The following is a 20,403-nucleotide window of genomic DNA, read 5'->3' on the forward strand; positions in this document are numbered from 1 at the left end:
AATGTGGTTCGGGTGAAGGGGCGGAGGTGAGACGCCCACTCCTAAATACGCAGCACCGAAACGCTGGCGAGCACCGATATCGGAGGCGGTGGATTCGGCCGCAGCACCCGCAGAAGCCCCGTACCCACCGGCGTACCGAGGGCCCGCCCGTCCGCGCGCAGCCCGAGCAGCAGCCAGGCACCGACGAGGGCGAGCCCCCAGGCGCCGAGGACGGCGAGGCAGACGGAGAGCGGGTCCATGCCGCTCATGGGGGAGTGTTCGGGGGAGGAATGCGCGGCGTCGGACATGGCGATGTGCATGGCCACGGACGGGGCCTCGGGCACTGCCGCCGCGTCCGACACGGACACCGGCACCGCAGCCGACGGGGCATGCTCAGCGGGATGCCCGACGGTATGCATGGTGACGATGCCGAAGAGCAGCGCGGCGAGCAGCAGGAGCTGCCCGTACATCACGCTGCCGCCCTTGCCTCCGCCCCCGCTCCGGACTCCGCCGACCGTGCTCGCCATGCCGGCCACCCTACCCCCCACGGGTATGCGGACGAACAGCGGCCCGGCACCCCTAGGGGCACCGGGCCACTCCAGGGCACTGGCGTCTCAGCTGCGCGAGTAGACCTTCTCAGCCCAGGCCGCGATCTGCTCCTCCGTGAGGTGCTGCGCGAGATCGGCCTCACTGATCATGCCGACGAGCTTCTTGTTCTCGACGACGGGGAGCCGGCGGATGCGGTGGTTCTGCATCTCCTCCAGGACCGCGTTCACATCCGCCTCCGCGTCGATCCAGCGCGGCGTGCCCTGGGCGAGGTCGCCCGCGGTCACCTTCGACGGGTCGTGACCCTTGGCCACACAGCCGACGACGATGTCCCGGTCGGTGATGATGCCGACCATCCGGTCCGAGTCACCGTTGGCGGAGACGGGCAGCGCGCCCACGTTGTGCTCACGCATCAGCTGCGCCGCACGGTCGAGGGTCTCGTGGGCGGGGATCCAGCGGGCCCCGCTGTGCATGATGTCTTTGGCGGTCGTCATGGGGGATTTCCTCCTGCGTGCCGATGGCACTGCCGTACGGCCCCGAGCGCAACCCATCGTCATCGGCGCGCCCGGCCCGCGCGACCGCAATCACCCGTTCGGGTGCGCTGATACGGGCCCGCGGACTGACATACGACTGATACGGGCCCCGCTCAGCTACGGGGCTTCGCCCCACGCGCGGCCAGCATGTCGCGCATGAGCCCCAACTCCGACTGCTGCCCCTCGACCATGCCCCGGGCGAGCCGCTTCTCCACCGGCACGGCACAACGCGACGCGCACGCCTCGGCCATGGAGACGCCGCCCTTGTGGTGATCGGTCATCAACTGGAGGAAGAAGACCTCGGCCTCCTCCCCACGCAACGACCCGAGCCGCTTGAGCTCGTCCTTGGTGGCCATCCCCGGCATGGTGGAGGTCCCGTGCCCTCCATGCCCCGCGTGGTCACCGTGCTTCTCGCTGTCACCGCCCATCCACGCCATGGGCCCGGCTCCATCCGGGGCGACCTTGGGCAGCTCCCACAGATCGAGCCAGCCGAGCAGCATGCCGCGCTGGTTGGCCTGGGTGTTGGCGATGTCGTAGGCGAGACGGCGTACGTCCTCGTCGTCCGTACGGTCGCGGACGATGAAGGACATCTCCACGGCCTGCTGGTGGTGGACGGCCATGTCCCGGGCGAACCCGGCATCGGCGGAATCGGCGGCCGGAACATCACTCCCGCCGTCCCCCCGCGCGGAGGCGAAGGCGGCGACCCCGGCGAAGACCAGGGCAAGACCCACGGCACCCCCGGCGACCCACCGCACACGACGCGTCCGGCCCCGCCCCTCGCTGTCGGCTGTCCGCCCGGCGTCGGCGGTCACTGCGGTACCGTCTCCAGCCCGCCGGTGCAGGGGGCGCCGGGCTCGGGGGTCTGCGGCCCCTGGACGTACTGCGCGAGGAACTGGTCCACGCGCCGGTCGTCGGCGCTGTCCACGGTGACCTGCTTGCCCCAGGCGCTGAGCGTGATGGCGCCTTCCTGGTCCGCGTACGGGCTCATGAGGGTGAACGGGGTGCTCCGGACCCGCTCGGCGAGCTTGGCCACATCCCCCTCGGCGGCTTTGGCGCTGTACGTGACCCAGACCGCGCCGTGCTCCAGGGAGTGCACCGCGTTGACGTTCGGGACGGCCTTTTCGTATACGTCGCCGTCGCAGTTGAGCCAGGACGGGTTGTGGTCGCCGCCGACGGGAGGGGTCATCGGATAATCGACGTCCCCGGCGGAGTGGTTGCGTCCGAGCTCGGCTCCATTCCAGGACCTGAGCCCCGCGATGGCCCCACCGGTATCGCCGCTGTCGCCGCCGGACGGCTTGTCGTCCTGGCCGGCGGAACCGCTGCTCCGGTTCTCCTTGGCCTCGGACGTCTCCAGCACCATGTACGTACCGAAGACGGCCAGACCGGCCACGACGGCGGCGCTGAGCCCTATGGCGATGGCCCGGTTACGGGTGGAACGGGCACCGTCGGAGGGCTGCTGGGGCGGGGTGGCGTACGAGGGTCCGCCGGGGCCGAAACTCATGGCGTCGAGTCCTTCTGCGAAGAGTCGGGAGGGGTGGGGGCCGGTCCGGTGACCGACGCGCGCGGGCGGGCGGGAGAGCCGCCGCGGCCCCCGTACGCCACGGTCGCCGATCGTAGTGGGTGGCCGAGTGCTCTCTCTCACACCGTGTGCGTAATCTGGGGGAAATCCCGGGTCGCGATACTGAAGTGTCCCCCTACCCCGGGCGGTGGTGCACGGACCGTCTGAACTGCAAGGATGTGGCAATGGACAAGCAGCAGGAATTCGTCCTCAGGACCCTTGAGGAGCGCGACATCCGCTTCGTGCGGCTGTGGTTCACCGACGTCCTCGGGTTCCTCAAGTCCGTCGCCGTGGCCCCGGCCGAGCTGGAGCAGGCCTTCGACGAGGGCATCGGCTTCGACGGCTCGGCGATCGAGGGCTTCGCCCGGGTGTACGAATCGGACATGATCGCCAAGCCGGACCCGGGCACCTTCCAGATCCTGCCGTGGCGCGCGGAGGCTCCGGGCACCGCGCGGATGTTCTGCGACATCCTCATGCCGGACGGCTCCCCGTCCTTCGCGGACCCGCGCTACGTACTGAAGCGGATCCTCGCCAAGACGTCCGACCTCGGCTTCACCTTCTACACCCACCCCGAGATCGAGTTCTTCCTCCTGAAGAACAAGCCGGTCGACGGCACGCGCCCGACCCCGGCGGACAGCTCGGGCTACTTCGACCACACCCCGCAGAACGTCGGCATGGACTTCCGCCGCCAGGCGATCACCATGCTCGAATCGATGGGTATCTCGGTGGAGTTCAGCCACCACGAGGGCGCCCCCGGCCAGCAGGAGATCGACCTCCGCTACGCGGACGCGCTCTCCACGGCGGACAACATCATGACGTTCCGTCTGGTGATGAAGCAGGTGGCGCTGGAGCAGGGCGTGCAGGCCACGTTCATGCCGAAGCCGTTCTCGGAGTACCCGGGTTCGGGGATGCACACCCACCTCTCCCTCTTCGAGGGCGACCGCAACGCGTTCTACGAGTCGGGCGCGGAGTACCAGCTCTCCAAGGTGGGCCGCTCGTTCATCGCGGGCCTGCTGACGCACGCGGCGGAGATCTCGGCCGTCACCAACCAGTGGGTCAACTCCTACAAGCGCATCTGGGGCGGCTCGTCCCGCGCCGCCGGCGCCGGCGGCGAGGCTCCCTCGTACATCTGCTGGGGCCACAACAACCGCTCGGCCCTCATCCGCGTCCCGATGTACAAGCCCGGCAAGACGGGTTCGGCCCGCGTGGAGGTCCGCTCCATCGACTCCGGCGCCAACCCGTACCTGACGTACGCGGTCCTGCTCGCCGCAGGCCTCAAGGGCATCGAGGAGGGCTACGAACTCCCGGCCGGCGCCGACGACGACGTCTGGGCCCTCTCCGACGCGGAACGCCGAGCGATGGGCATCGAACCGCTCCCGCAGAACCTGGGCGAGGCGATCTCCCTGATGGAGAAGAGCGAACTGGTCGCCGAAACGCTGGGCGAGCACGTCTTCGACTTCTTCCTCCGCAACAAGAAGCAGGAGTGGGAGGAGTACCGCAGCGAGGTGACGGCTTTCGAGCTGAAGAACCTGCTGCCGGTGCTGTAGGGGCTGGTCAGAAGTGTGGAGCCTGGATGTGAGGCTTCGGGCCCGACCGTGCGACACGGTCGTGCCCGAAGCCGCTTCACGCCTGCCGGGCCGTCTATGGGCCGTCGGGCGGCGCATTGGCGGCCTCGTACATCCTGTTCACGGCCTTCCTGGTGCGACCCTCGCTGCTGGGCATGAGGTGCGTGTACACCCGCAGGGTGACTCCGGGGTCACTGTGCCCGAGGTACGTGCTCAGCGCCTTGATGCTCTCGTCGGCGTCCAGGAGTACCGAGGCGTAGAAGTGTCGCAGCGCGTGCATGCCATGCTCACGGGCGGCCTGGTGCCGCTCGCCGGGTTCCGGCTTCCATAGGACACCGGCCTCGACGAGCGCCGGCTTCCAGAGGCGGGTGTTGAAGTCCGTACGCCGGATCGCCCCGCTGCCATCGGCGCGCGTGAACAGCAGCTGCTTCGTGACGAGTGGGCCGTCCGGGCGCAACCACGGCAGCGTGACCGCCACAGGAGGGAGCGCCTCCTGGTGCTGCTGGAGCACTTCCCCACTCTCTCGGGCGGGGGCACGTCGCGCTCCTTGTTGCGTTTCGGTGGACTGAAGACCAACTGCCCGTTGGCGACCTTCACCTGGTACCCGACGTGCACCCAACCCTGCGGCGTAGTCGATTTCTTCAGCCGGGAGGCTGAAGACCTCCCCCTGCCTAACAGCGGCTAACACAATCAGTTGATCTGTCGGTGGGTGATGAGGCAGCAGGCGAGTTTGAGGAAGGCTTCGTGGATGTCGGCTCGGCGTTCCCAGCGGATGCGGAGGCGTTTGAAGCTGTGGAGCCAGGCGAAGCTGCGTTCGACGACTCAGCGGTAGGTTCCCAGTCCGGTGCCGTGGAGAGTGCCGCGGCGGGCGATGGCTGGCACGATGCAGCGTTAGCGGACCTGGTTGCGGTAGATGTCGTGGTCGTAGCCGCGGTCGGCGAAGACTGAGTCCGGCTTGTGTCGGGGGGTGTCCGGTCCTGCCTCTGGTGGGTGGGATGGCGTCGATGAGTGGCATGAGCTGGGTGACGTCGTTGCGGTTGCCGCCGGGTGAGGATCACGGCGAGCGGAGTGCCGTGTCCGTCGGGGATCAGGTGGTGTTTCGATCCGGTTCGGCCACGGTCGACCGGACTCGGTCCCGTCCGGCTCCCCCTTGTATGGCCGGCACGTGGCTGGAGTCGACCACGGCCCGCGACCAGTCGAGACGGGCCGCCGCGTTGAGCTCGGCCAGCAGCACCTCGTGCAGCTGCTGCCAGACGTCGGCCTCGTTCCAGTCCCGCAGCCGACGCCAGCACGTCATGCCTGACCCGAAGCCCAACTCCTTTGGCAGGTACTCCCACCGGATGCCGGTGTGCAGCACGAAGAGGATGCCGCACAGCACCTGCCGGTCCGGCAGTGGCTTCCGTCCAGGGTGCCGAAACCGGCGTTCCTTGCGCGGCAGCAACGGTTCTATCCGCTCCCACAGGTCATCCGACACGATCCACGGCGAAGTCCCCATGCCCGCCAAACGCTCAACTCATGAGGCGGACATGGCCAACAGGACCGGTCCACCTCATTGTGTTAGCCGCTGTTAGTCCGCTTGCTACCAATAAATCGCAACAAACTCACAGTCCAAGAACCGTTCGTCCGTACCAGGATTCATGGAACCTTCTGGTCGTGATGGCGCGACGTCGCCTGGAGTTACGCCGCTAAGATGCCACGCCCGACTCCTTTCTTGTACAGCAACTTCGGGCGGAACGGTCTCGACGAACCGGTCCTCTAGCGCGCTGACAATAAGGCTGAAAGCTCTTCTGCTTTCAGTGAAACTCGCCAGGTACTCGCTATTCTGACGGGCCAGGAGGTCTATCTCGTTTCTAGCCTCTTCGTCAAGAGGCATGCTGCATCTACCAGCGACTAGCTCTGCATACAGAGCCAGTACTCGTACCCTTTGCTCGACCGAATCTTCTGGGGAGGTGTCCTCGGCTAGGGCATTCAATGCGCCTGAGCTGAACCGATCGATCTCTTCCCCGAAGTCAGGAAGGACCTCCTTAAGTACTTCGGCCAGTTTCACTGGTGCCCACCTGGACTGAATTCCCGTGATCGCAATCCTGCCGAGAACCCAGACAGGTGCATCGGAGAACAGGACCCGTCGAATATCCTTCCAGTACAGAGACTGCTCAGTCACTCCGGCCAGGTAGAGAGGCCTCCTTGTTGCCAGAATACTCTCAGAAAGACCCGCCTCCATCTTTCGGTGAATCGCAAAATCGTGACCGTCGACAGTGAACGTTGAGTAGTCGACTACCTCGCATTTTAGTGGTACGAGGCCGGCCATGAGACTTTCTAGAATCTCATTGAAGGCCTGAGCTTGCTCCATATCTTCAGGATCTACTGCGGCGGCCAGATGCTGATTGCTTAGAAGGTCGGCCATGGTCGAGATGATTGAACTTACACGGTAGGTCGGATCGGCACGAAGCCTGACCTTCAACTCGATAAGTTCTCCGCGGGCCAGCCTTTTATTGCTGAGGGCCCATGACTGCGCGAGTCCTGCGGAAGATTGATTATAAATCTCGGCGGCAACCTTTTCCCACGTGGGAGGCGCCCCCTCGGCCTGATCCTCCCTGATCATGCTGGAATTATTCAGCTCGTATTCATGCAAATCTTTGAATGTCGCTTGAATGGTAGCTTTGCGTACGACTTGTGAATCATTGCTTTGGGTGGTCTCGAAGCGTGAACCCACTGCAGACTTCAGGACTTTGGCATCTGCATTTATACTGCTATTTACCTCGGATTTGATGGACTTTGAAAGAGTCTCTGTGTACTGCTCGGGGAGGGCGCCTAGCCTAGAGGAGAGAAGACTTGTAACGCTAACTTCGTCCAGGTAGACGAACTCTCGGAGAACAGGTTTGATAGCAGCAAGATGCCTCCGTCTCTTTCGGCTATTCCACCAGTTTTTAATCCGCCGAATCATGAGTCGCTCGACATCCTTTCGGGGAATCTGTTCGCGTGACGTTTCCGGTACTGTGCGACACGCTCGTAGCCGGATACGTAATCGTCCTCAAAGATTGCGTCTCTGGATTCCATGACTGCCAGCAATGCGGCCTCGCTCCAAATTGCTGCAAGCTCCGCAGGTGTCCAGTTGGCGGTCTTTTCTGCGATATATGAATGTGGAAGATCTTCCGCCCTGTTCAGCTTTCGTGCTGAAGCTTCAAGAATTGCGAGACGGTCCTCCAGGTTTGGAGGTGGGAAATTAATCTCCCAGTCGAACCTTCCAGGGCGCCGCAGTGCACCGTCCAGATCTTGAGGGCGGTTCGTCGTGGCAATCACGACCACGTTAGTGTCGGCGGTAAAACCGTCCATCGCGGCAAGTAGCTGCCCCACCACTCTTCGAGAAGCCTCGTGGGAGTCCTTAGTGCGTTGAGAGGCGAGACTGTCAATCTCATCGAAAAAAACAATTGCTCGCTCTTGCGCGGCTGCGTCCTGAAAAATTGCACGGATGAGCTCCTCGCTCTGCCCGTACCACTTACTTAGAACCTCTGGTCCGCTAACTTCATAGAACTCTGCGTCTGCGCGATGCGCAATAATCTTGGCAAGCATAGTCTTGCCGGTCCCAGGGGGGCCGGTAAAGAGAACGCCTTTGATTGGCCGAGCTCCAATTCTTGTCAGTGCATCGTGATGTTCTAGAGGGACTTCAATTAGCTCTCTTGCTCGCTCTTTGATCTCGGCATGGCCGCCGAAGTCCTCAAAGCTAAGACTTCTGTCTGGGGAAGCTTTAAACTGTTCTACAGTCACGCTATCGACAGTCGGAAGGTCGATGTATCGAACGGGATCTTCCGAGATGACTTGAGTGATTCCGCGAGATTCGTACCCTGTCACGGTGTTTCCCTCGCGAAGGTCGATTTCTGCGGTTTCATCAAGGACTTTCAGGCGCCCGCCGACATCTACGACCACTTGTCCACACGACAACAAGCGGACTACCCCCACCCATGGCTCCTCATCCCAAAGATCCTCTGGAGCGAACTCGACGCTACCCGCTTCGGTATCTACGAATGTGATGTCTCCTCGCTCTAGATTCCAGGTCCCAGATGTCGTGCATGTGAGGATGCTCCCATTTCGCAGCTCAAGGAAGGCTGTTGAGCGGTCCTCGCTCAGGCGCTTGACTCGCGCAACCACTTGAGGGGGAGAGATCTCTGCGTCCATTTAGCGAGCATAGTGCTCCGCTGCGTCATTTGGCCCGTCTATCGAAGATTGCATGGGGAGGGCTCAGTCTTCCCCTGGTGCCAGGCAAGGGAGTGGAGCCGCCCTCCCCCGGGTTGCCTCAGAGTCGGGTTCCTGGGCCGCCTGTGGGCCGTCGTGTGTCGGCCCACAGCAACCAGCGATGACCAACGATCGCCGCTCATACGCAGTTCAGACGCGTGATGCTGCATGCTCGTGGAGGTTAGGCAGCCGCGCCGCAAGTTGCTCCGCAACAAGAAGCAGGAGTGGGAGGAGTACCGCAGCGAGGTCACGGCTTTCGAGCTGAAGAACCTACTGCCGGTGCTGTAGGGGACCGGCAGGCCGGCGCAGAGCCCGCATGAACGCCTTCGGGCCCGACGGTATGCGCCGTCGGGCCCGAAGCCGTTGAGGCGAGAGCCAGGGCCCGCGGCTCACGGCGGCGCCTCCGGTGGGGGCACGCGCGCATCCGGTCTTCCGGTCTGGTGCGCGTGACGTTGCGCGGGCCGTCGGCAGTAGGGTGCGCCGGTAGTCGCGACCACCCGAGGACCGTCATGGAGCGCCCACCGGCGACACTCAACCGTCTGGCGAACAGTTGCCTCGGAGTCGTTCCGGCGGTTGCCTGCATCGCGTACGCGGCGCAAGCCGACAGTGGGGTGCTGCGGCTCGCGGCAGGTCTGGCCGTGATCGCGTTCTCTGTACTGGCAGTGCGGGGATACCGGCTCGGTGTGACGTGTGAGCACTCACGGATGGTGGTCCGTGGCTATCTGCGCACGCGGGTGATCGACCGAGAGCGCATCTCGGAGATCACGGACTTCCCCGCAGTGAGGTGGACGGCTCGCAACGGACGTCAGCGATGGACTCCGCTCATGGCGCTCAGGACGAGTCCGGGCGAATTCTCGGCGACCCGTCTCCGTAAGGAAGATGCTGTCGTCAGGCTGCGACGGTGGCCACGGCGAGGGCGCTGCTGACGAGGTCGTGCAAAGACTGCCAGGCCTGGCCCCGGAGAGGGCCGACTGGGTCGATGACACTGAGTTCGCGGCGTACGGGCGTGGCGCGCTACACCGGCGGCGTCCCCGGTGGCGAAGGCGTCGGCGGCGGGTTGGGCAGGGGCGGGCCCGGGTTGGGTGGGGGCTTCGGGGGGCCTTCCCTGTGCCTGCCGTCGGTCCGCAACCTGCGGGGCGGCAGGCCGTAGATGCCGAGTGGGGGGAAGAGGTCCACGCGGCGCGGGTAGTCGCCCGCCGCGCACTCCTCGCAGAGCAGGTCGCGGCCGGCTCCCGTGTGGCGGGCTGCCGTGACCGGGGCGGTCCAGCAGGCCTCGCAGGTGCGGACGTCCGTGGCGGACAGGGTGATCATCTGGGCCTCCCGGGCCGGGCCGGAGGTAAGGCGTGAGGGGCGGACGTACGCATGTGGTGCCTCCGTCTCAGGGGGAGTGGGTGAGCTGTGCCGGTCGGCAGGAGGCACCCCTACGCGCGCGTCTCGCGCCACGCGCGGACGAGCTTCGCCGCGGTGGGGCAGACCGCCCCTGCCCGGCAGCCGTCGCACGTCGTCGTGTGGGCGAGCAGGTCGCGGTAGGCCGCGTCGGGGGAATCGGTCGTGGTCACGGTCGCCTCTCTGCTGATCTCGGCCCAGACGAATTCGGCGGTGCGGGTCAGGGTGTGCCCGAAGTGGTCGGCCGTGGCCAGGGCGGCGAGGACCGCCGTGTGCTCGGCCTCGGTGAGCTCGGTGGGGAGGTCCGCTTCGACGCGGATGCCGGCCTCGGTGTCGGCTACGCGCGGCTCGGTGCCGAGGGCGGCGGTGAGCATGCCGGTCAGTGCCGCTGCCCGCGCTTGTGCTGAGCGCACACTTCTCCCCTGTGAAGTCGTTGTCACTCCATGTAATGCTGAATACTCAGCTTCAACCTGATGGGTTAGCTTTGTCAATATCGAGCCCTGAACGCCGCACCCTCACGGAGCCGCCGAAATGCCTCGCGATACCCCGTACTTGCAGGTGGCCGACAAGATCCGTGCCCGGGTGCTGTCGGGTGAATGGAGGGTCGGCGACAAGCTGCCGTCCCGCTCCCGGTTCGCCGAGGAGTACGGCGTCGGTCAGTCCGTCGCCCAGCGCGCCATGGAACGCCTGATCATCGAGGGCATCCTCGAAGGCCGCGCCGGTTCCGGCACGTACGTCCGCAAGGCCCGCCAGCGCCTCAGGATGGTCCGCTCACGCCTCCGTCAGGAGCGGACCGGCTCCCCGTTCCGCGCCGACCTGAAGGACCACGGCGGCGATGGCACCTGGGAGTGCAACAGCCGCGCACGGGTCCCCGCCACGGAGGACATCGCCGCCCGGCTGGCGATCGAGCCCGGTGACCTCTGTGTCATGACCCACTACGAGTTCCTCGCGGACGGCCAGCCCGCGCAGCTCGCCACGAGCTGGGAACCGATGGCCATCACCGGCGGTACGGAGGTCCTGCTCCCGGAGATGGGGCCGCGGGGCAAGATCGGCGTGGTCGCCCGTATGCGCTCCATCAACGTGAACATCTCCACCGCTCTCGAGATGCCACGACCGGCCCGCGCCACGCGCGAGCAGGCCAACTTCCTCAACATCTCCGTGGGCAGCCTGGTCACCCAACTGGAGCGCATCTACTTCGACTCGGACGGCCGTCCGGTCGAGACCGCCGACATCATCGTCCCGGACATCCGCTGGGAGATCGCGTACGAGATCGACGTCGACGACTCCCGGTTCTGAGCCGGTGCGGTCCTGAGGGCGGCTTCCGCGCCACGGTGCGGTGAGCCGCCTTCGGGCCGTCAGGCCCGGATGACCGACGGGCCCGTGAAGTCGCCGGCCAGCGTGTCCATCAGGATCTCGTCGCAGACCGCGCCGAGCCAGTAGCCCGCCTCCCGCAGGGTTCCGGCCGTGCGGAATCCGGCCTTCTCGTAGGCGCGCAGCCCTGCCTTGTTGGGGGCCAGGACCTTCAGCCAGACCATCCGCAGGTTGGTGATGTGGAACGCGTAGTCCAGCACCAGCCGGGTGGCGGCCGTGCCCAGGCCGCGTCCGCGCGCCTCGGGGGCCAGCATCACGACGTACTCCGCCGTGCGGACGGACGGGTCGGGCAGCAGCGTCGCCACCCCGGCCGGGACCGGGCTGCCGGTGGCGAGGTCGTACACCGTGAAGCGGATGTTGTCCCCGCGCAGTTGATGGGCCATGCCCTCCGTGCGGGCCTCCAGGGACTCCGGCTGCTGGCGCCCGTAGCCGACGAGGAGCGCGGGGTCCTGCTCCCAGCGCCAGTACGTCTCCACCAGGTCCGCCCGGTAGGGGCCGAGCGCGCAGGACTCCGTGCCGAGCCAGAGGATGGGGTCAGGGATGGTGCTGATGGCGGGCTCCGATGGTGAGCGCGGGCGTGTAGGCAAGAGTTGAGGGCGGTTCGGCGACGGTATCGCCGTCCACAGTCTGCACCCAGGCATGCAGCCGGACGGGATCTGCGGCGATCCCGTGGCACCAGACAATGGAAAGTCTGCGCGTGGCGAGCAGGAACGCGGCAGCGGCTGATTCTTCCAGGCAGGCGGTTCGCACAGGCGCGTGCCACGCGGTCCGGCGGATGGCGAGCACGGCGTCGGCTGCCTCCGCCAGGGAGGCAGGGCGACGGGCAAATGCCGCGGAGGTCCGGAGAGCTGAGACAAGCCGGTTCATCGCCCTCGCCCTGGGGCCCGCGCGTTGGATGAAGGACGTCGCGACGAGAGCGGTCGCAGCTGCTGTCGAGAAGCGGCCGGTGGCCTTGGCGAGTCCTGCGGGGTGCTCAGCGCTACCCCAGCTTGCCGCGGGGGCCAGAGCGGAAACAGGTGCGGCCCACGGCACGGGGGCCGGAGTGGGGTACAGGGCCCCGATGTGGAGCAGGTGGGCCGCCAAGAGTCGCGGCATCGCGGTGAGCCGACCGGACCGGGCCGCCTCGTGCCAGTGCGCCGCACTCTTTGGCAGCAGGCACTGCACGCTTCCGGTCCGGTAGTTGATGAGGACCAGGACATGAGGGAAAGCGACGGCACGGACATGTCCAGGGGCGGTGGCGTACCGAGGAGTGTCAGTCACGGCCTGTCTCCTCAGGCGTGGTGATCCACGTGGGTGCAGGCTCGCGTTCATGGGCCGTGATCCACGCTTCGGCGCCGAGCGCCTGCTCCATTGTGGCAAGAGACATGGGTACGCCGGCGGCCGCCTGGTTCATCGAAAGGATGAAGCGAGAGGTATCGATGAGCCCCATCTCAGCCAAGCGTCCGTGAGTCAGCTCCAAGAGGGTCGGCATGTTGGCGCGCAGCCCCGCGTAGTGGTCGGCGTCGAAGCTGCCCTTCGTACGTCGGTCTGCGACGGCCTGCGGTAGTAGTCCGGCCATTGCTCTGCCCAGCAAGGGCTTGTAGGAGTGGAGAGGCGCACGCAGGTCGAGGGGGGTCCGGAGCACAGTGTTCATGACCATGGGATCGAGAAACGGGTTGGCGAGATCGATCCCCGAGGCTGCGGCCAGCTCGGCGTCCGCCTTGGCCGTGCGGGCGACTTCACGGACCTCGTCCACCAGAGTGCGTACCGAGGCGTCCAGGCCCGGTAATGGGTCGGGAGCTTCAGCGGCTCGGAGTGTGCTCACCCGCAGAAGGTCACGAGCGGCGGTACCGGCCCATGGGGGAAAGGGCAGTAGCGGGAACCATCGGATGTCTCCGTGGTCGTCATGTCGCGCTCCGCTGGCGGAATCGGTGAGTCTGGCAAGGGCGAGCGAGCGACTGGTCCATGACATGCGGACGGCGTTACGCAGGAGCGGCAGAGGAGATGTGCGGCGTAGCCTTGCCCAGCCGAACACCTCGCTCGCAGCGCGGCGAACTCGGCCGTTGCGAATGAGATCGGCCAGATGGATGGGAGGCTGAAAGAGCAGGCTGTCGCCGCCGTCCCCCGTCACGTGGGTGCGGGCTCCGAACTCCTCCCTCATCCATGCAAGCTGACTCATGAGCCGCGACCAGGTGATCGTCGAGGGAGCCGGTTCATCGGTCGCTGGAACGTCGGAAAGGGCTGTGTACGGCAAGTGCTTCGCCGACATCGCCAGCAGGCGGTGGTTGATCCGCCCGGCGTAGGCAGCGGCTGCCCGACGAGCATGGCGTAGGTCGGCGCCCGCAGTATCACCCTCCGGGTGGATCGTGACGGCGTTCAGCCGATAGCCGTCCGGCAGAGCGACGGCGGCCAGAGCGGCGAGAGACGTCGAATCGAGTCCGCCCGACATGTCACACGAGAGTTCAGGGTCCGACGCAACTCTCGCTGCGACGGCTTTGTAGAGGGCCGTGCGCAATTGCTCAACGGGCGATCGGCTCGCGTCCGGATCAGGCCTCCACACTGTGGCGGTGCGAGGGGAGCTGCCATCGGAGGGCAGGACGATTCGGCTTCCGGGAGCGAGTTGTTCGATGCCGGTGAAGAAGGACCGTCCGGCGGCGAGCGCAGGAATCGACGGCAGAAGGATCGAGCAGGCCAGGCGTTCGGTGTCGACAGCGGCGCCTACGAGTGAGGCAAGGGCGCGGGCCGAGCTGGACCATACCCACCCGCCTGCGTGGCCGACGAGATACACGGGACAAGCGGAGGCCGGGTCGGTGTGTACCACGACGCTCTCCTCGGATTCCTCGATGACCGTATAGGCGCCTGGCCACCTCCAGGTCACATCCTCGGGCAGCGCCGCCGAACGAAGCAGTCGCAGGTCGGTATCCGTTGCCCCGCAGTGCCCGAGGATCAGTACCTGGCGTCGCCCGTCCACGGACGTCACCGAGCGGATCGGAACAGCACCCAGTGTCCAAGTTCGGCGTCGCGAGGTGAGGTGACGGGAACCCTCGGGCCGACACCTTGGCCGGAGAGGTGAACCGCTTCCACCGAAAATCATGGTCTGAACTCCAGAGTCGGGGTGTGCCTGAAGGGGTGCGGGCGTGGGCCCGCACCCCGAAGCGAAGAAGTCAGCAGTTGTAGGCGCGACGCTTGTCCTCGCTGTGACCGCCACCCTGACCCTCGGTGAGCACGGTCGCGTCACCGATTTCGACAGGGAGCAGCTCGTGCTCGTTGGTGTTCTCGGAGTTCTGCGATGTGCTCACGATGTGTCTCCTTCAGGTTGGGTGATGAGGGGCTTGCTAACGGGCCGAATGTCATGGCCCCGGGGACTGCGGACGCTCAGTGGGCACGGAGGAGCGCTGCGATCCGGAGCCTCGCGCGGAGTCGGGGCCATCGGATGATCGGAAATCGACGGGGGAGCGCTCGCGCCGCACGGCGCGGATCGAGCGAGTGCCGACCGGCCGTCGGCTGAGGTGGCAGGGCCAGCTCGGCCCAGACCCGTTTGCCGCGCACGGTGTTCTCGGCGCCACAGTTGATCGCCAAGTGTTCGACAAGCACCATGCCCCGCCCGCTCTCGGCGTCCGGGCCTGGGCGGCATTGCCGGGGGAGGGCGGGTGAGTCGTCGTGCACTTCGATCGTCAGCCTGCCTCGCCGGATGTTCGTGCTCACGACCACCTTGAGCATGTCGCCGGCTCCGTGGGAGACGGCGTTGGTCACCAGCTCGGAGACCACGATGGCCATGGTCATGGCCATGTCGCTGTCGTTGTCCGGACACAGCCGCCACGCGCTGATCAGGTCGCGCAGCCGCCGACGGCTGATCGCGACCGAAGTGGGAGCTCGTACCAGGAAGAAGCTTTGGCTGTTCACATGCTTCACGGGTGAACCCTTCGGCGAAACGGGATGACCTGCGGACGAATGGGCGACTCGCCAACGGGAAAGGTTCCCTTTCGCGCGGTCGTCCTGTCTGCTGGTGTTTAGTCAACTCCGTTATCAGCAAAAGGTCCTGGGCCATCCGGTGGTGCAAATTCCCGCAGGGGGCCGCCTTGGGGGGCCAGAATCCGGCACGGAACTTTCAGAAGTTTGGGGGACGGGTAATGATGGCACCGGAAGGCATCGGCGCGCTGCTGAGGGGAATTAGGGAAGCCGCTGGTCTGACGCGTGAAGAGCAGGCTGCGGTCTTACAGGCGGCCCAGGATGGCAAGTGGTTCGACCCGGAGAACCTGAAGCGGTGGGAGACCGAGAAGCGGTTGCCCACGCCGATGTGGCACGCGCTGCTTGCCGAGTGCTACGGCACGTCGACGGAGGAGATCGTTCGCGCAGTCGTGGCCAGCCGGCGCCGGCGAAGGCTTCACCGGCTGATCGGTGAGGAAGCGCGGGAGGAGGGCTCGGCAGTGGACCGACGGAAGTTCCTCGGTGTGGCAGCGGCGGCCACCGGAATGGCTGGGCTGCCCGACATCGCGGAGGCGCGGCAAGGCATCAATGCCGGTCTGTCCGCTTCGGACAGCGGTGATCTCGCCTATCTGAGCGGGGCATTCGAGCGCCACCGCGGTGGGTATCGAGGGCGCCCGCCGAACGAGGTGCTAGGGCAGATGAAGGGTGATCTCGACCTGCTGCGCGAGCTGCTCGGCCGACCTCATCCTGCTTCTGTGCGCGCGGACTTGGCGCGTACGGCAGCCGGCATCACCGGGTTGGTGGCCATCATTCAGCATGATCGAGGCGAGCAACGGGACGCGGTCGGCTGGTTCGCCACAGCTGAGCAGGCAGCGCGCGAATCCGGAGACCGGCACATGCTCGCCTGGGTGCTGAGCCGGCATGCGATGGTGCCGCTCAACTACGGTGCTCCGCACGCCGCCGCGACGATGGCCATCCGCGCCCGGGCCGAAGCAGGCCGGTCCCCGAGCGCGGCCGGTGCCCTGGCCGCGGCTGTCACCGCGCGGTCCCTTGCCGCCGTCGGAGACCGGGAGGGGGCGCTACGAGCGGTTGCCGACGCCCGTGCCTCCGCCGCTCGGCTCGACTCCGTACAGGGTGCCGATACCTGGTTCGGCTATCCGGCGCAGAAGCATCATGTCCATCTCTCCCAGGCGTTCACCCTCATGGGGCGGACCCGAGAGGCGTACGTGGAGCAGAAGTCCGCTCTCGCGCTCACCACGTCTCCGTCCGTCATGACCCGGGCGCTGATCGCCGTCGACCGTGCGGCCTGCGTTCGTGCGGACGGCGATCCGGCTGCCGCTGCCGACCTTGCCATCACCGCATGGATGCAATTGCCTGCGGCCTACTGCGACGGCTTGGTCCGCTCAAGGGTCGAGTCGTTGTGCCAGTCACTTCCCGGGCGTCCGGGGAGCACTCTGCGCGATGCCTTGACGAGCCGCTGAGGCCGCAGCCTCAAGAGCTCAAGGAGTCACCCCTCACCCGAACCCCCGCCCCATCTCGTCCAGGATCTCGTCGATCACCGCCGCCGGCTCCCGGGCCAGGTCCTCCTCGATCCACATCCGCATCGCGATCCTCAGCGAGGCGAGGAACCCCGCCGCCAGCACGATCGGGCGGACCGGCGCCGAGGTCGGGCCCGGGCGGGCGGCCACCGCTTCGGCCAGGTCGCGTTCCAGGGCCGCGTGGTTGGCCAACTGGCGGGCCAGGAGGGAAGGGTGGCGCATCGCCAGGCGGGTACGGACCGCCCAGTCGCGCTCCGGGGGCGCCACGCGGTCCGCGAACTGGACCACCGCCGCGCGCAGGGCCGGCCAGGCCGGTTCGTCGGCGGGGCGGCTCTGGACCGTGCGGACCAGGGCCCGGATCTGCTGCTCCTCGCCGTAGAGGAGGGCGTCCTCCTTGTTGGTGAAGTAGTTCGAGAACGTCCGGCGGGAGATCCCGGCCGCGTCCGCCACCGCCTCGACCGTCACCTGGTCGAAGCCGTGCTCCACGGTCAGGCGCAGGGTCGCCTCGTGCACGGCCTGCCGGGTGGCTTCCTTCTTGCGTTCCCGGAGTCCTGGTCCCGCGGTGCTGCTGTCCATGGGGGCATTATCCCCCGGGTGTGAAATTGTTGCTCAGTGGGCAAAATTGCTCAGTGTGCATGTATGGTGAAGCCTTCTCCCCTCGTACGAACCTTCCGGAGGTTGCGCGTGAGCGCAGCACACACCACCGCCGCCCCGGCCGGGGCTCCCGCCCCCGCACCGATGGACCACCGGCACATCCTGCGGGCCCTCAGCGGGCTGCTCATCGTGCTGTTCGTCGCCATGATCAGCACCACCGTGGTCTCGGTCGCGCTCCCGCAGATCATCGGGTCCCTCGACGGCACCCAGTCGCAGTACACCTGGGTCGTCACCGCGACCCTCCTGGCCTCCACCGCCTCCACCCCGATCTGGGGCAAGCTCGCCGACCTCTTCAGCAAGAAGCTGCTGCTCCAGATAGCCATCGGGCTCTTCGTCGTCTCCTCGATCGCCTGCGGCTTTGCTCAGTCCACCGAGCAGCTCATCGCCTTCCGCGCCGTCCAGGGGCTCGGCATGGGGGCGCTCCAGGTGCTCGTCCAGGTGATCATCGCCGCGATGATCAGCCCCAAGGAGCGCGGCCGCTACAACGGTTACCTCGGCGGGGTCATGGCCGTCGCCACCGTCGGCGGGCCGCTGCTCGGCGGGTTCATCACCGACGCCTCCTGGCTCGGCTGGCGCTGGTGCTTCTTCATCGCCGTGCCCTTCACCCTGCTCGCCTCGGTGATGCTCGCCCGCACCCTCCACCTCGCCGAGGTCCGCCGGCCCGACACCAAGGTCGACTACCTCGGCGCCTCGCTCATCGCCGCCGGGGTCAGCCTCCTGCTCCTCTGGGTCACCTTCGTCGGCGGCGACTTCGACTGGATCTCCTGGCAGACCGGCCTCATGGTCGGGGGGAGTGTCGTGATCCTCGGCGTGGCCGTCCTCGTCGAGGCCCGCGTCAAGGAGCCCGTCGTGCCTCTGCACGTCGTCCGGCGCCGGGACCCCGCCCTCGCCATCGTCGCGAGCCTCGCGGTCGGCATGGCGATGTTCGGCGGTGCGGTCTTCCTCGGCCAGTACTTCCAGATCGGGCGGGGCTACTCACCCACCGAGGCCGGGCTGCTCACCATCCCGCTCATGGCGGGCGTGCTCGTCTCCTCCACCGTCGCCGGACGCCTCGTCTCCAAGACCGGCAAGGTCAAGCCGTACATCGTCACCGGTGTCGTCGTTCTTGCTCTCGGCTTCCTCGGGCTCTCCTTCATCGACCACCAAACGCCCCTCGTCGCCGTCTCGTTGGGGATGCTCGGGGTGGGGGCCGGCGTCGGTATGTCGATGCAGAACCTGGTGCTCGTCCTCCAGAACACCGTGCCCCTCAGCGAGATCGGCGCGGCCAGCGGATCCATCACCTTCTTCCGCTCCCTCGGCGGCACCATGGGCGTCTCCGTCCTCGGCGCGGTCCTCGCCCACCAGGTTGCGAACAAGATCGCCGACGGGCTCACCCGGTTGGGCATCGACCCGGCCGCCTCCGGCTCCGGCGGGTCCACCCTGAACGTCGCCGCCATGCCGCCGCAGATCCAGGAGGTCGTCCGGGCCGCCTACGGGGACGCCACCGGGCACATCTTCCTCATCTCGGCCTGCATCGCGGTGGTCGGTGTCATCGCGTCGTTGTTCCTCACGCCGACCAAGCTGCGTGACAGCGTGGATCTGTAGACGGCCGGACGGTCGGTGGTCTGACGGCAGCCCGCGCCCCCGTGGCGCGGGCTGTTGTAGTGTTACGACCCCCCGTGCACCGGTACGGGGACGGACCGGGGAGGTGAGACCCATTACCGCTGGATCAGGCCGGGTGCTCACCTCGCACGATCGCGTCGACCCACCGGCATAGCGGCCGGGCGGAACGGCACCGAGCGATCGCGGAGCGCCCATCGGATGTCCCGAAAGGCGTTCCCCCGTATGTCGGTTCACCCTTTGAGTTCCTTTTCCGTCACCGTCGCCGCCCTGCGCCGCGCCGGTTGCGTCTTCGCCGAGGACGAGGCATCCCTCCTCCACGAGGCCGCCGCGTCCCCGGACGAACTGTCCCTCCTCGTCGAGCGCCGCGTCGCCGGGCTTCCGCTCGAACATGTCCTGGGCTGGGCGGAGTTCCGCGGTCGCCGCTTCGCCGTGGACGCCGGTGTCTTCGTGCCTCGCCGCCGTACGGAGTTCCTCGTGGCGCAGGCCGCCGCCCTCGCACCCCGCCGGGCCGTCGTCGTCGACCTCTGCTGTGGTTCGGGCGCGCTCGGTGTCGCCCTGGCCACCGCCCTGGGCCCGGTCGACCTGCACGCCTGCGATGTCGAACCCGCCGCCGTACGGTGCGCCCGGCGCAACGTCGGCGGTCTCGGGCAGGTCTACGAGGGCGACCTGTTCGAGCCCCTCCCCGTCGGGCTGCGCGGTCGTGTCGACGTACTGCTGGCCAATGTTCCTTACGTTCCGACCGCCGATGTCGAGCTGCTCCCCGCCGAGGCCCGCGTCCATGAACCCCGGGTCGCCCTCGACGGCGGCGGCGACGGCCTCGACGTCATGCGCCGGGTCGCCGCCGAGGCCCTCGGGTGGCTCGCCCCCGGCGGCAGCCTGCTGGTGGAGGCCAGTGAGCGGCAGCGGGACGCGGCGGTGGGCGTCCTGCGCGGTGCCGGGCTGGTCCCGCGCGTGGTGGTCTGCGAGGAGCTGTACGCCACCGTCGTCATCGGTACCAGCCCTGCGGATCACCCGAACCGGTAGCGCGTCTGGCTGTACGGCTCTCCCTTGCCGAAGCCGAACACCGTACGGGGGTGGACCGCGAACACGTGCGCGTGGCCCGCCTCCGCCTGGACGAAGCTGCCGTCCGCGACCTCGAAGTGCCAGTCGGCGCCGTACTTCGCCTCCCACTCCCGGGCCAGCGCCGTCAGCCGGGCGTGGTCCGTCACCCGGTCCGCCCGGCCCTCGACCACGATGTCGAGACCCGAGTCGAGGGCGTTGGTGCCCGTCGTCAGGACCACCTCGGGGTTGGCCGCCAGGTTGCGCGCCTTGCGTTCCTGCGGGCCCGTGCAGAAGTGGAGGGCGCCGTCGGACCAGACGCCGATCAGCGGGGTGACGTGGGGGCGGCCGTCGGGGCGGACCGTGGAGAGCCAGTAGAGAGGGGCCGCGCCCAGCAGGGCCGCCACCTCCGGCCACGAGCGGGCCGTCGCGCCCTCGCTGCTGTAACGGGTGTCCAGCTCGGTCGTCGGGGGCTGCTGGGCGGTGGGCATGATTCC

General features: G+C 67.2%; 20 protein-coding genes and 3 pseudogenes. 6 read left to right on the top strand and 17 right to left on the bottom strand.

Annotated features, from left to right (window positions below; translation table 11 throughout):
* Positions 1 to 41: 41 nt before the first annotated feature.
* The 4 genes from R2B67_RS27250 to R2B67_RS27265 form a co-directional block, all read right to left on the bottom strand.
* Positions 42 to 506 (bottom strand): hypothetical protein, encoded by a 465-nt coding sequence (locus tag R2B67_RS27250; protein WP_317821740.1) that lies wholly within the window; start codon positions 504 to 506, stop codon positions 42 to 44.
* A gap of 87 nt (positions 507 to 593) precedes the next feature.
* The gene (locus R2B67_RS27255) at positions 594 to 1,019 is read right to left on the bottom strand and encodes a CBS domain-containing protein (RefSeq protein WP_018511825.1); all 426 of its coding nucleotides are present in this window, start codon (positions 1,017 to 1,019) and stop codon (positions 594 to 596) included.
* A 152-nt stretch (positions 1,020 to 1,171) separates the two neighbouring features.
* Positions 1,172 to 1,870: a DUF305 domain-containing protein gene (locus R2B67_RS27260; protein WP_317821742.1), complete on the bottom strand. Its 699-nt coding sequence runs from the start codon at positions 1,868 to 1,870 to the stop codon at positions 1,172 to 1,174.
* Positions 1,867 to 2,559, bottom strand: a complete 693-nt coding sequence (locus R2B67_RS27265) for a thioredoxin-like domain-containing protein (RefSeq protein WP_317821744.1) — start codon at positions 2,557 to 2,559, stop codon at positions 1,867 to 1,869. The genes R2B67_RS27260 and R2B67_RS27265 overlap by 4 nt, the downstream gene beginning before the upstream one ends.
* Positions 2,560 to 2,801: 242 nt before the next feature.
* On the opposite strand from R2B67_RS27265, the gene glnA reads away from it, so the two are divergent.
* Positions 2,802 to 4,163, top strand: a complete 1,362-nt coding sequence (gene glnA, locus R2B67_RS27270) for a gamma-glutamylpolyamine synthetase GlnA2 (protein WP_003969536.1) — start codon at positions 2,802 to 2,804, stop codon at positions 4,161 to 4,163.
* Between the two features lie 94 nt (positions 4,164 to 4,257).
* On the opposite strand, the pseudogene R2B67_RS27275 reads toward glnA, so the two are convergent.
* The 4 genes and pseudogenes from R2B67_RS27275 to R2B67_RS27290 form a co-directional block, all read right to left on the bottom strand.
* Positions 4,258 to 4,857: pseudogene (locus tag R2B67_RS27275) on the bottom strand (tyrosine-type recombinase/integrase); the annotation flags it as partial.
* Between the two features lie 14 nt (positions 4,858 to 4,871).
* Positions 4,872 to 5,693, bottom strand: a pseudogene (locus tag R2B67_RS27280) (IS5 family transposase).
* Positions 5,694 to 5,760: 67 nt separating this feature from the next.
* Positions 5,761 to 7,125, bottom strand: coding sequence for a DUF6414 family protein (locus tag R2B67_RS27285; RefSeq protein ID WP_317821755.1), 1,365 nt, complete (start codon positions 7,123 to 7,125; stop codon positions 5,761 to 5,763).
* A complete protein-coding gene (locus R2B67_RS27290) occupies positions 7,122 to 8,354 on the bottom strand; it encodes an ATP-binding protein (protein WP_317821757.1) in 1,233 nt (410 codons plus the stop codon). The genes R2B67_RS27285 and R2B67_RS27290 overlap by 4 nt, the downstream gene beginning before the upstream one ends.
* Positions 8,355 to 8,615: 261 nt before the next feature.
* Between R2B67_RS27290 and R2B67_RS27295 the strand changes: the two are divergent.
* Positions 8,616 to 8,699 (top strand): annotated as a pseudogene (locus R2B67_RS27295) (glutamine synthetase); the annotation flags it as partial.
* Positions 8,700 to 9,425: 726 nt separating this feature from the next.
* Here R2B67_RS27295 and R2B67_RS27300 read toward each other — a convergent pair.
* A complete protein-coding gene (locus tag R2B67_RS27300) occupies positions 9,426 to 9,722 on the bottom strand; it encodes a hypothetical protein (protein ID WP_317821759.1) in 297 nt (98 codons plus the stop codon).
* A gap of 110 nt (positions 9,723 to 9,832) precedes the next feature.
* Positions 9,833 to 10,171, bottom strand: a complete 339-nt coding sequence (locus R2B67_RS27305) for a hypothetical protein (protein WP_018511846.1) — start codon at positions 10,169 to 10,171, stop codon at positions 9,833 to 9,835.
* 157 nt (positions 10,172 to 10,328) lie between these two features.
* Here R2B67_RS27305 and R2B67_RS27310 point away from each other — a divergent pair, with 157 nt between their 5' ends.
* On the top strand, positions 10,329 to 11,093 hold the full coding sequence (locus tag R2B67_RS27310; protein ID WP_018511847.1) for a GntR family transcriptional regulator: 765 nt from the start codon (positions 10,329 to 10,331) through the stop codon (positions 11,091 to 11,093).
* A 59-nt stretch (positions 11,094 to 11,152) separates the two neighbouring features.
* On the opposite strand, the gene R2B67_RS27315 is transcribed toward R2B67_RS27310, so the two are convergent.
* The 5 genes from R2B67_RS27315 to R2B67_RS27330 all read right to left on the bottom strand — a co-directional run bounded on the left by R2B67_RS27315 (position 11,153) and on the right by R2B67_RS27330 (position 15,059).
* Complete coding sequence (locus R2B67_RS27315; protein WP_317824966.1) at positions 11,153 to 11,698, bottom strand: GNAT family N-acetyltransferase; 546 nt, start codon at positions 11,696 to 11,698, stop codon at positions 11,153 to 11,155.
* A 4-nt stretch (positions 11,699 to 11,702) separates the two neighbouring features.
* Entirely contained in the window at positions 11,703 to 12,479 is a 777-nt protein-coding gene (locus tag R2B67_RS36075) for a lasso peptide biosynthesis B2 protein (RefSeq protein ID WP_381073873.1), read from the bottom strand.
* The gene (locus tag R2B67_RS27320) at positions 12,421 to 14,241 is read right to left on the bottom strand and encodes an albusnodin/ikarugamycin family macrolactam cyclase (RefSeq protein ID WP_317821761.1); all 1,821 of its coding nucleotides are present in this window, start codon (positions 14,239 to 14,241) and stop codon (positions 12,421 to 12,423) included. Before R2B67_RS27320 ends, R2B67_RS36075 begins: the two co-directional genes overlap by 59 nt.
* Before the next feature lie 70 nt (positions 14,242 to 14,311).
* A complete protein-coding gene (locus R2B67_RS27325; RefSeq protein ID WP_161268162.1) occupies positions 14,312 to 14,446 on the bottom strand; it encodes an albusnodin family lasso peptide in 135 nt (44 codons plus the stop codon).
* A 76-nt stretch (positions 14,447 to 14,522) separates the two neighbouring features.
* Entirely contained in the window at positions 14,523 to 15,059 is a 537-nt protein-coding gene (locus tag R2B67_RS27330; RefSeq protein ID WP_317821764.1) for an ATP-binding protein, read from the bottom strand.
* Between the two features lie 218 nt (positions 15,060 to 15,277).
* Between R2B67_RS27330 and R2B67_RS27335 the strand changes: the two genes are divergently transcribed.
* Positions 15,278 to 16,555, top strand: coding sequence for an NsdA family TPR-like regulatory protein (locus R2B67_RS27335; protein ID WP_317821765.1), 1,278 nt, complete (start codon positions 15,278 to 15,280; stop codon positions 16,553 to 16,555).
* Positions 16,556 to 16,588: 33 nt separating this feature from the next.
* On the opposite strand, the gene R2B67_RS27340 is transcribed toward R2B67_RS27335, so the two are convergent.
* Positions 16,589 to 17,188 (bottom strand): acyl-CoA-like ligand-binding transcription factor, encoded by a 600-nt coding sequence (locus R2B67_RS27340; protein ID WP_317821766.1) that lies wholly within the window; start codon positions 17,186 to 17,188, stop codon positions 16,589 to 16,591.
* A 162-nt stretch (positions 17,189 to 17,350) separates the two neighbouring features.
* Between R2B67_RS27340 and R2B67_RS27345 the strand changes: the two genes are divergently transcribed.
* Positions 17,351 to 18,850: an MDR family MFS transporter gene (locus R2B67_RS27345; protein WP_317824967.1), complete on the top strand. Its 1,500-nt coding sequence runs from the start codon at positions 17,351 to 17,353 to the stop codon at positions 18,848 to 18,850.
* A 240-nt stretch (positions 18,851 to 19,090) separates the two neighbouring features.
* A complete protein-coding gene (locus R2B67_RS27350) occupies positions 19,091 to 19,891 on the top strand; it encodes a putative protein N(5)-glutamine methyltransferase (RefSeq protein WP_317821767.1) in 801 nt (266 codons plus the stop codon).
* Here R2B67_RS27350 and R2B67_RS27355 read toward each other — a convergent pair.
* A complete protein-coding gene (locus tag R2B67_RS27355) occupies positions 19,876 to 20,397 on the bottom strand; it encodes a pyridoxamine 5'-phosphate oxidase family protein (RefSeq protein WP_317821769.1) in 522 nt (173 codons plus the stop codon). The two genes, R2B67_RS27350 and R2B67_RS27355, sit on opposite strands and share 16 nt — an antisense overlap.
* Positions 20,398 to 20,403: the final 6 nt, after the last annotated feature.

Origin of the sequence: Streptomyces cyaneofuscatus, from assembly GCF_033109485.1 — a bacterium.
Lineage (GTDB): Bacteria > Actinomycetota > Actinomycetes > Streptomycetales > Streptomycetaceae > Streptomyces > Streptomyces cyaneofuscatus.

Bases quoted from the DNA above. Each gene is read 5' to 3' on its own strand.
- R2B67_RS27250 (WP_317821740.1), bottom strand. From the start codon at position 506: ATGGCGAGCACGGTCGGCGGAGTCCGGAGCGGGGGCGGAGGCAAGGGC.
- R2B67_RS27255 (WP_018511825.1), bottom strand. From the start codon at position 1,019: ATGACGACCGCCAAAGACATCATGCACAGCGGGGCCCGCTGGATCCCC.
- R2B67_RS27265 (WP_317821744.1), bottom strand. From the start codon at position 2,559: ATGAGTTTCGGCCCCGGCGGACCCTCGTACGCCACCCCGCCCCAGCAG.
- glnA (WP_003969536.1), top strand. From the start codon at position 2,802: ATGGACAAGCAGCAGGAATTCGTCCTCAGGACCCTTGAGGAGCGCGAC.
- R2B67_RS27285 (WP_317821755.1), bottom strand. From the start codon at position 7,125: ATGATTCGGCGGATTAAAAACTGGTGGAATAGCCGAAAGAGACGGAGG.
- R2B67_RS27290 (WP_317821757.1), bottom strand. From the start codon at position 8,354: ATGGACGCAGAGATCTCTCCCCCTCAAGTGGTTGCGCGAGTCAAGCGC.
- R2B67_RS27300 (WP_317821759.1), bottom strand. From the start codon at position 9,722: ATGATCACCCTGTCCGCCACGGACGTCCGCACCTGCGAGGCCTGCTGG.
- R2B67_RS27305 (WP_018511846.1), bottom strand. From the start codon at position 10,171: ATGCTCACCGCCGCCCTCGGCACCGAGCCGCGCGTAGCCGACACCGAG.
- R2B67_RS27310 (WP_018511847.1), top strand. From the start codon at position 10,329: ATGCCTCGCGATACCCCGTACTTGCAGGTGGCCGACAAGATCCGTGCC.
- R2B67_RS36075 (WP_381073873.1), bottom strand. From the start codon at position 12,479: ATGAACGCGAGCCTGCACCCACGTGGATCACCACGCCTGAGGAGACAG.
- R2B67_RS27320 (WP_317821761.1), bottom strand. From the start codon at position 14,241: ATGATTTTCGGTGGAAGCGGTTCACCTCTCCGGCCAAGGTGTCGGCCC.
- R2B67_RS27335 (WP_317821765.1), top strand. From the start codon at position 15,278: ATGATGGCACCGGAAGGCATCGGCGCGCTGCTGAGGGGAATTAGGGAA.
- R2B67_RS27340 (WP_317821766.1), bottom strand. From the start codon at position 17,188: ATGGACAGCAGCACCGCGGGACCAGGACTCCGGGAACGCAAGAAGGAA.
- R2B67_RS27345 (WP_317824967.1), top strand. From the start codon at position 17,351: ATGGACCACCGGCACATCCTGCGGGCCCTCAGCGGGCTGCTCATCGTG.
- R2B67_RS27350 (WP_317821767.1), top strand. From the start codon at position 19,091: ATGTCGGTTCACCCTTTGAGTTCCTTTTCCGTCACCGTCGCCGCCCTG.
- R2B67_RS27355 (WP_317821769.1), bottom strand. From the start codon at position 20,397: ATGCCCACCGCCCAGCAGCCCCCGACGACCGAGCTGGACACCCGTTAC.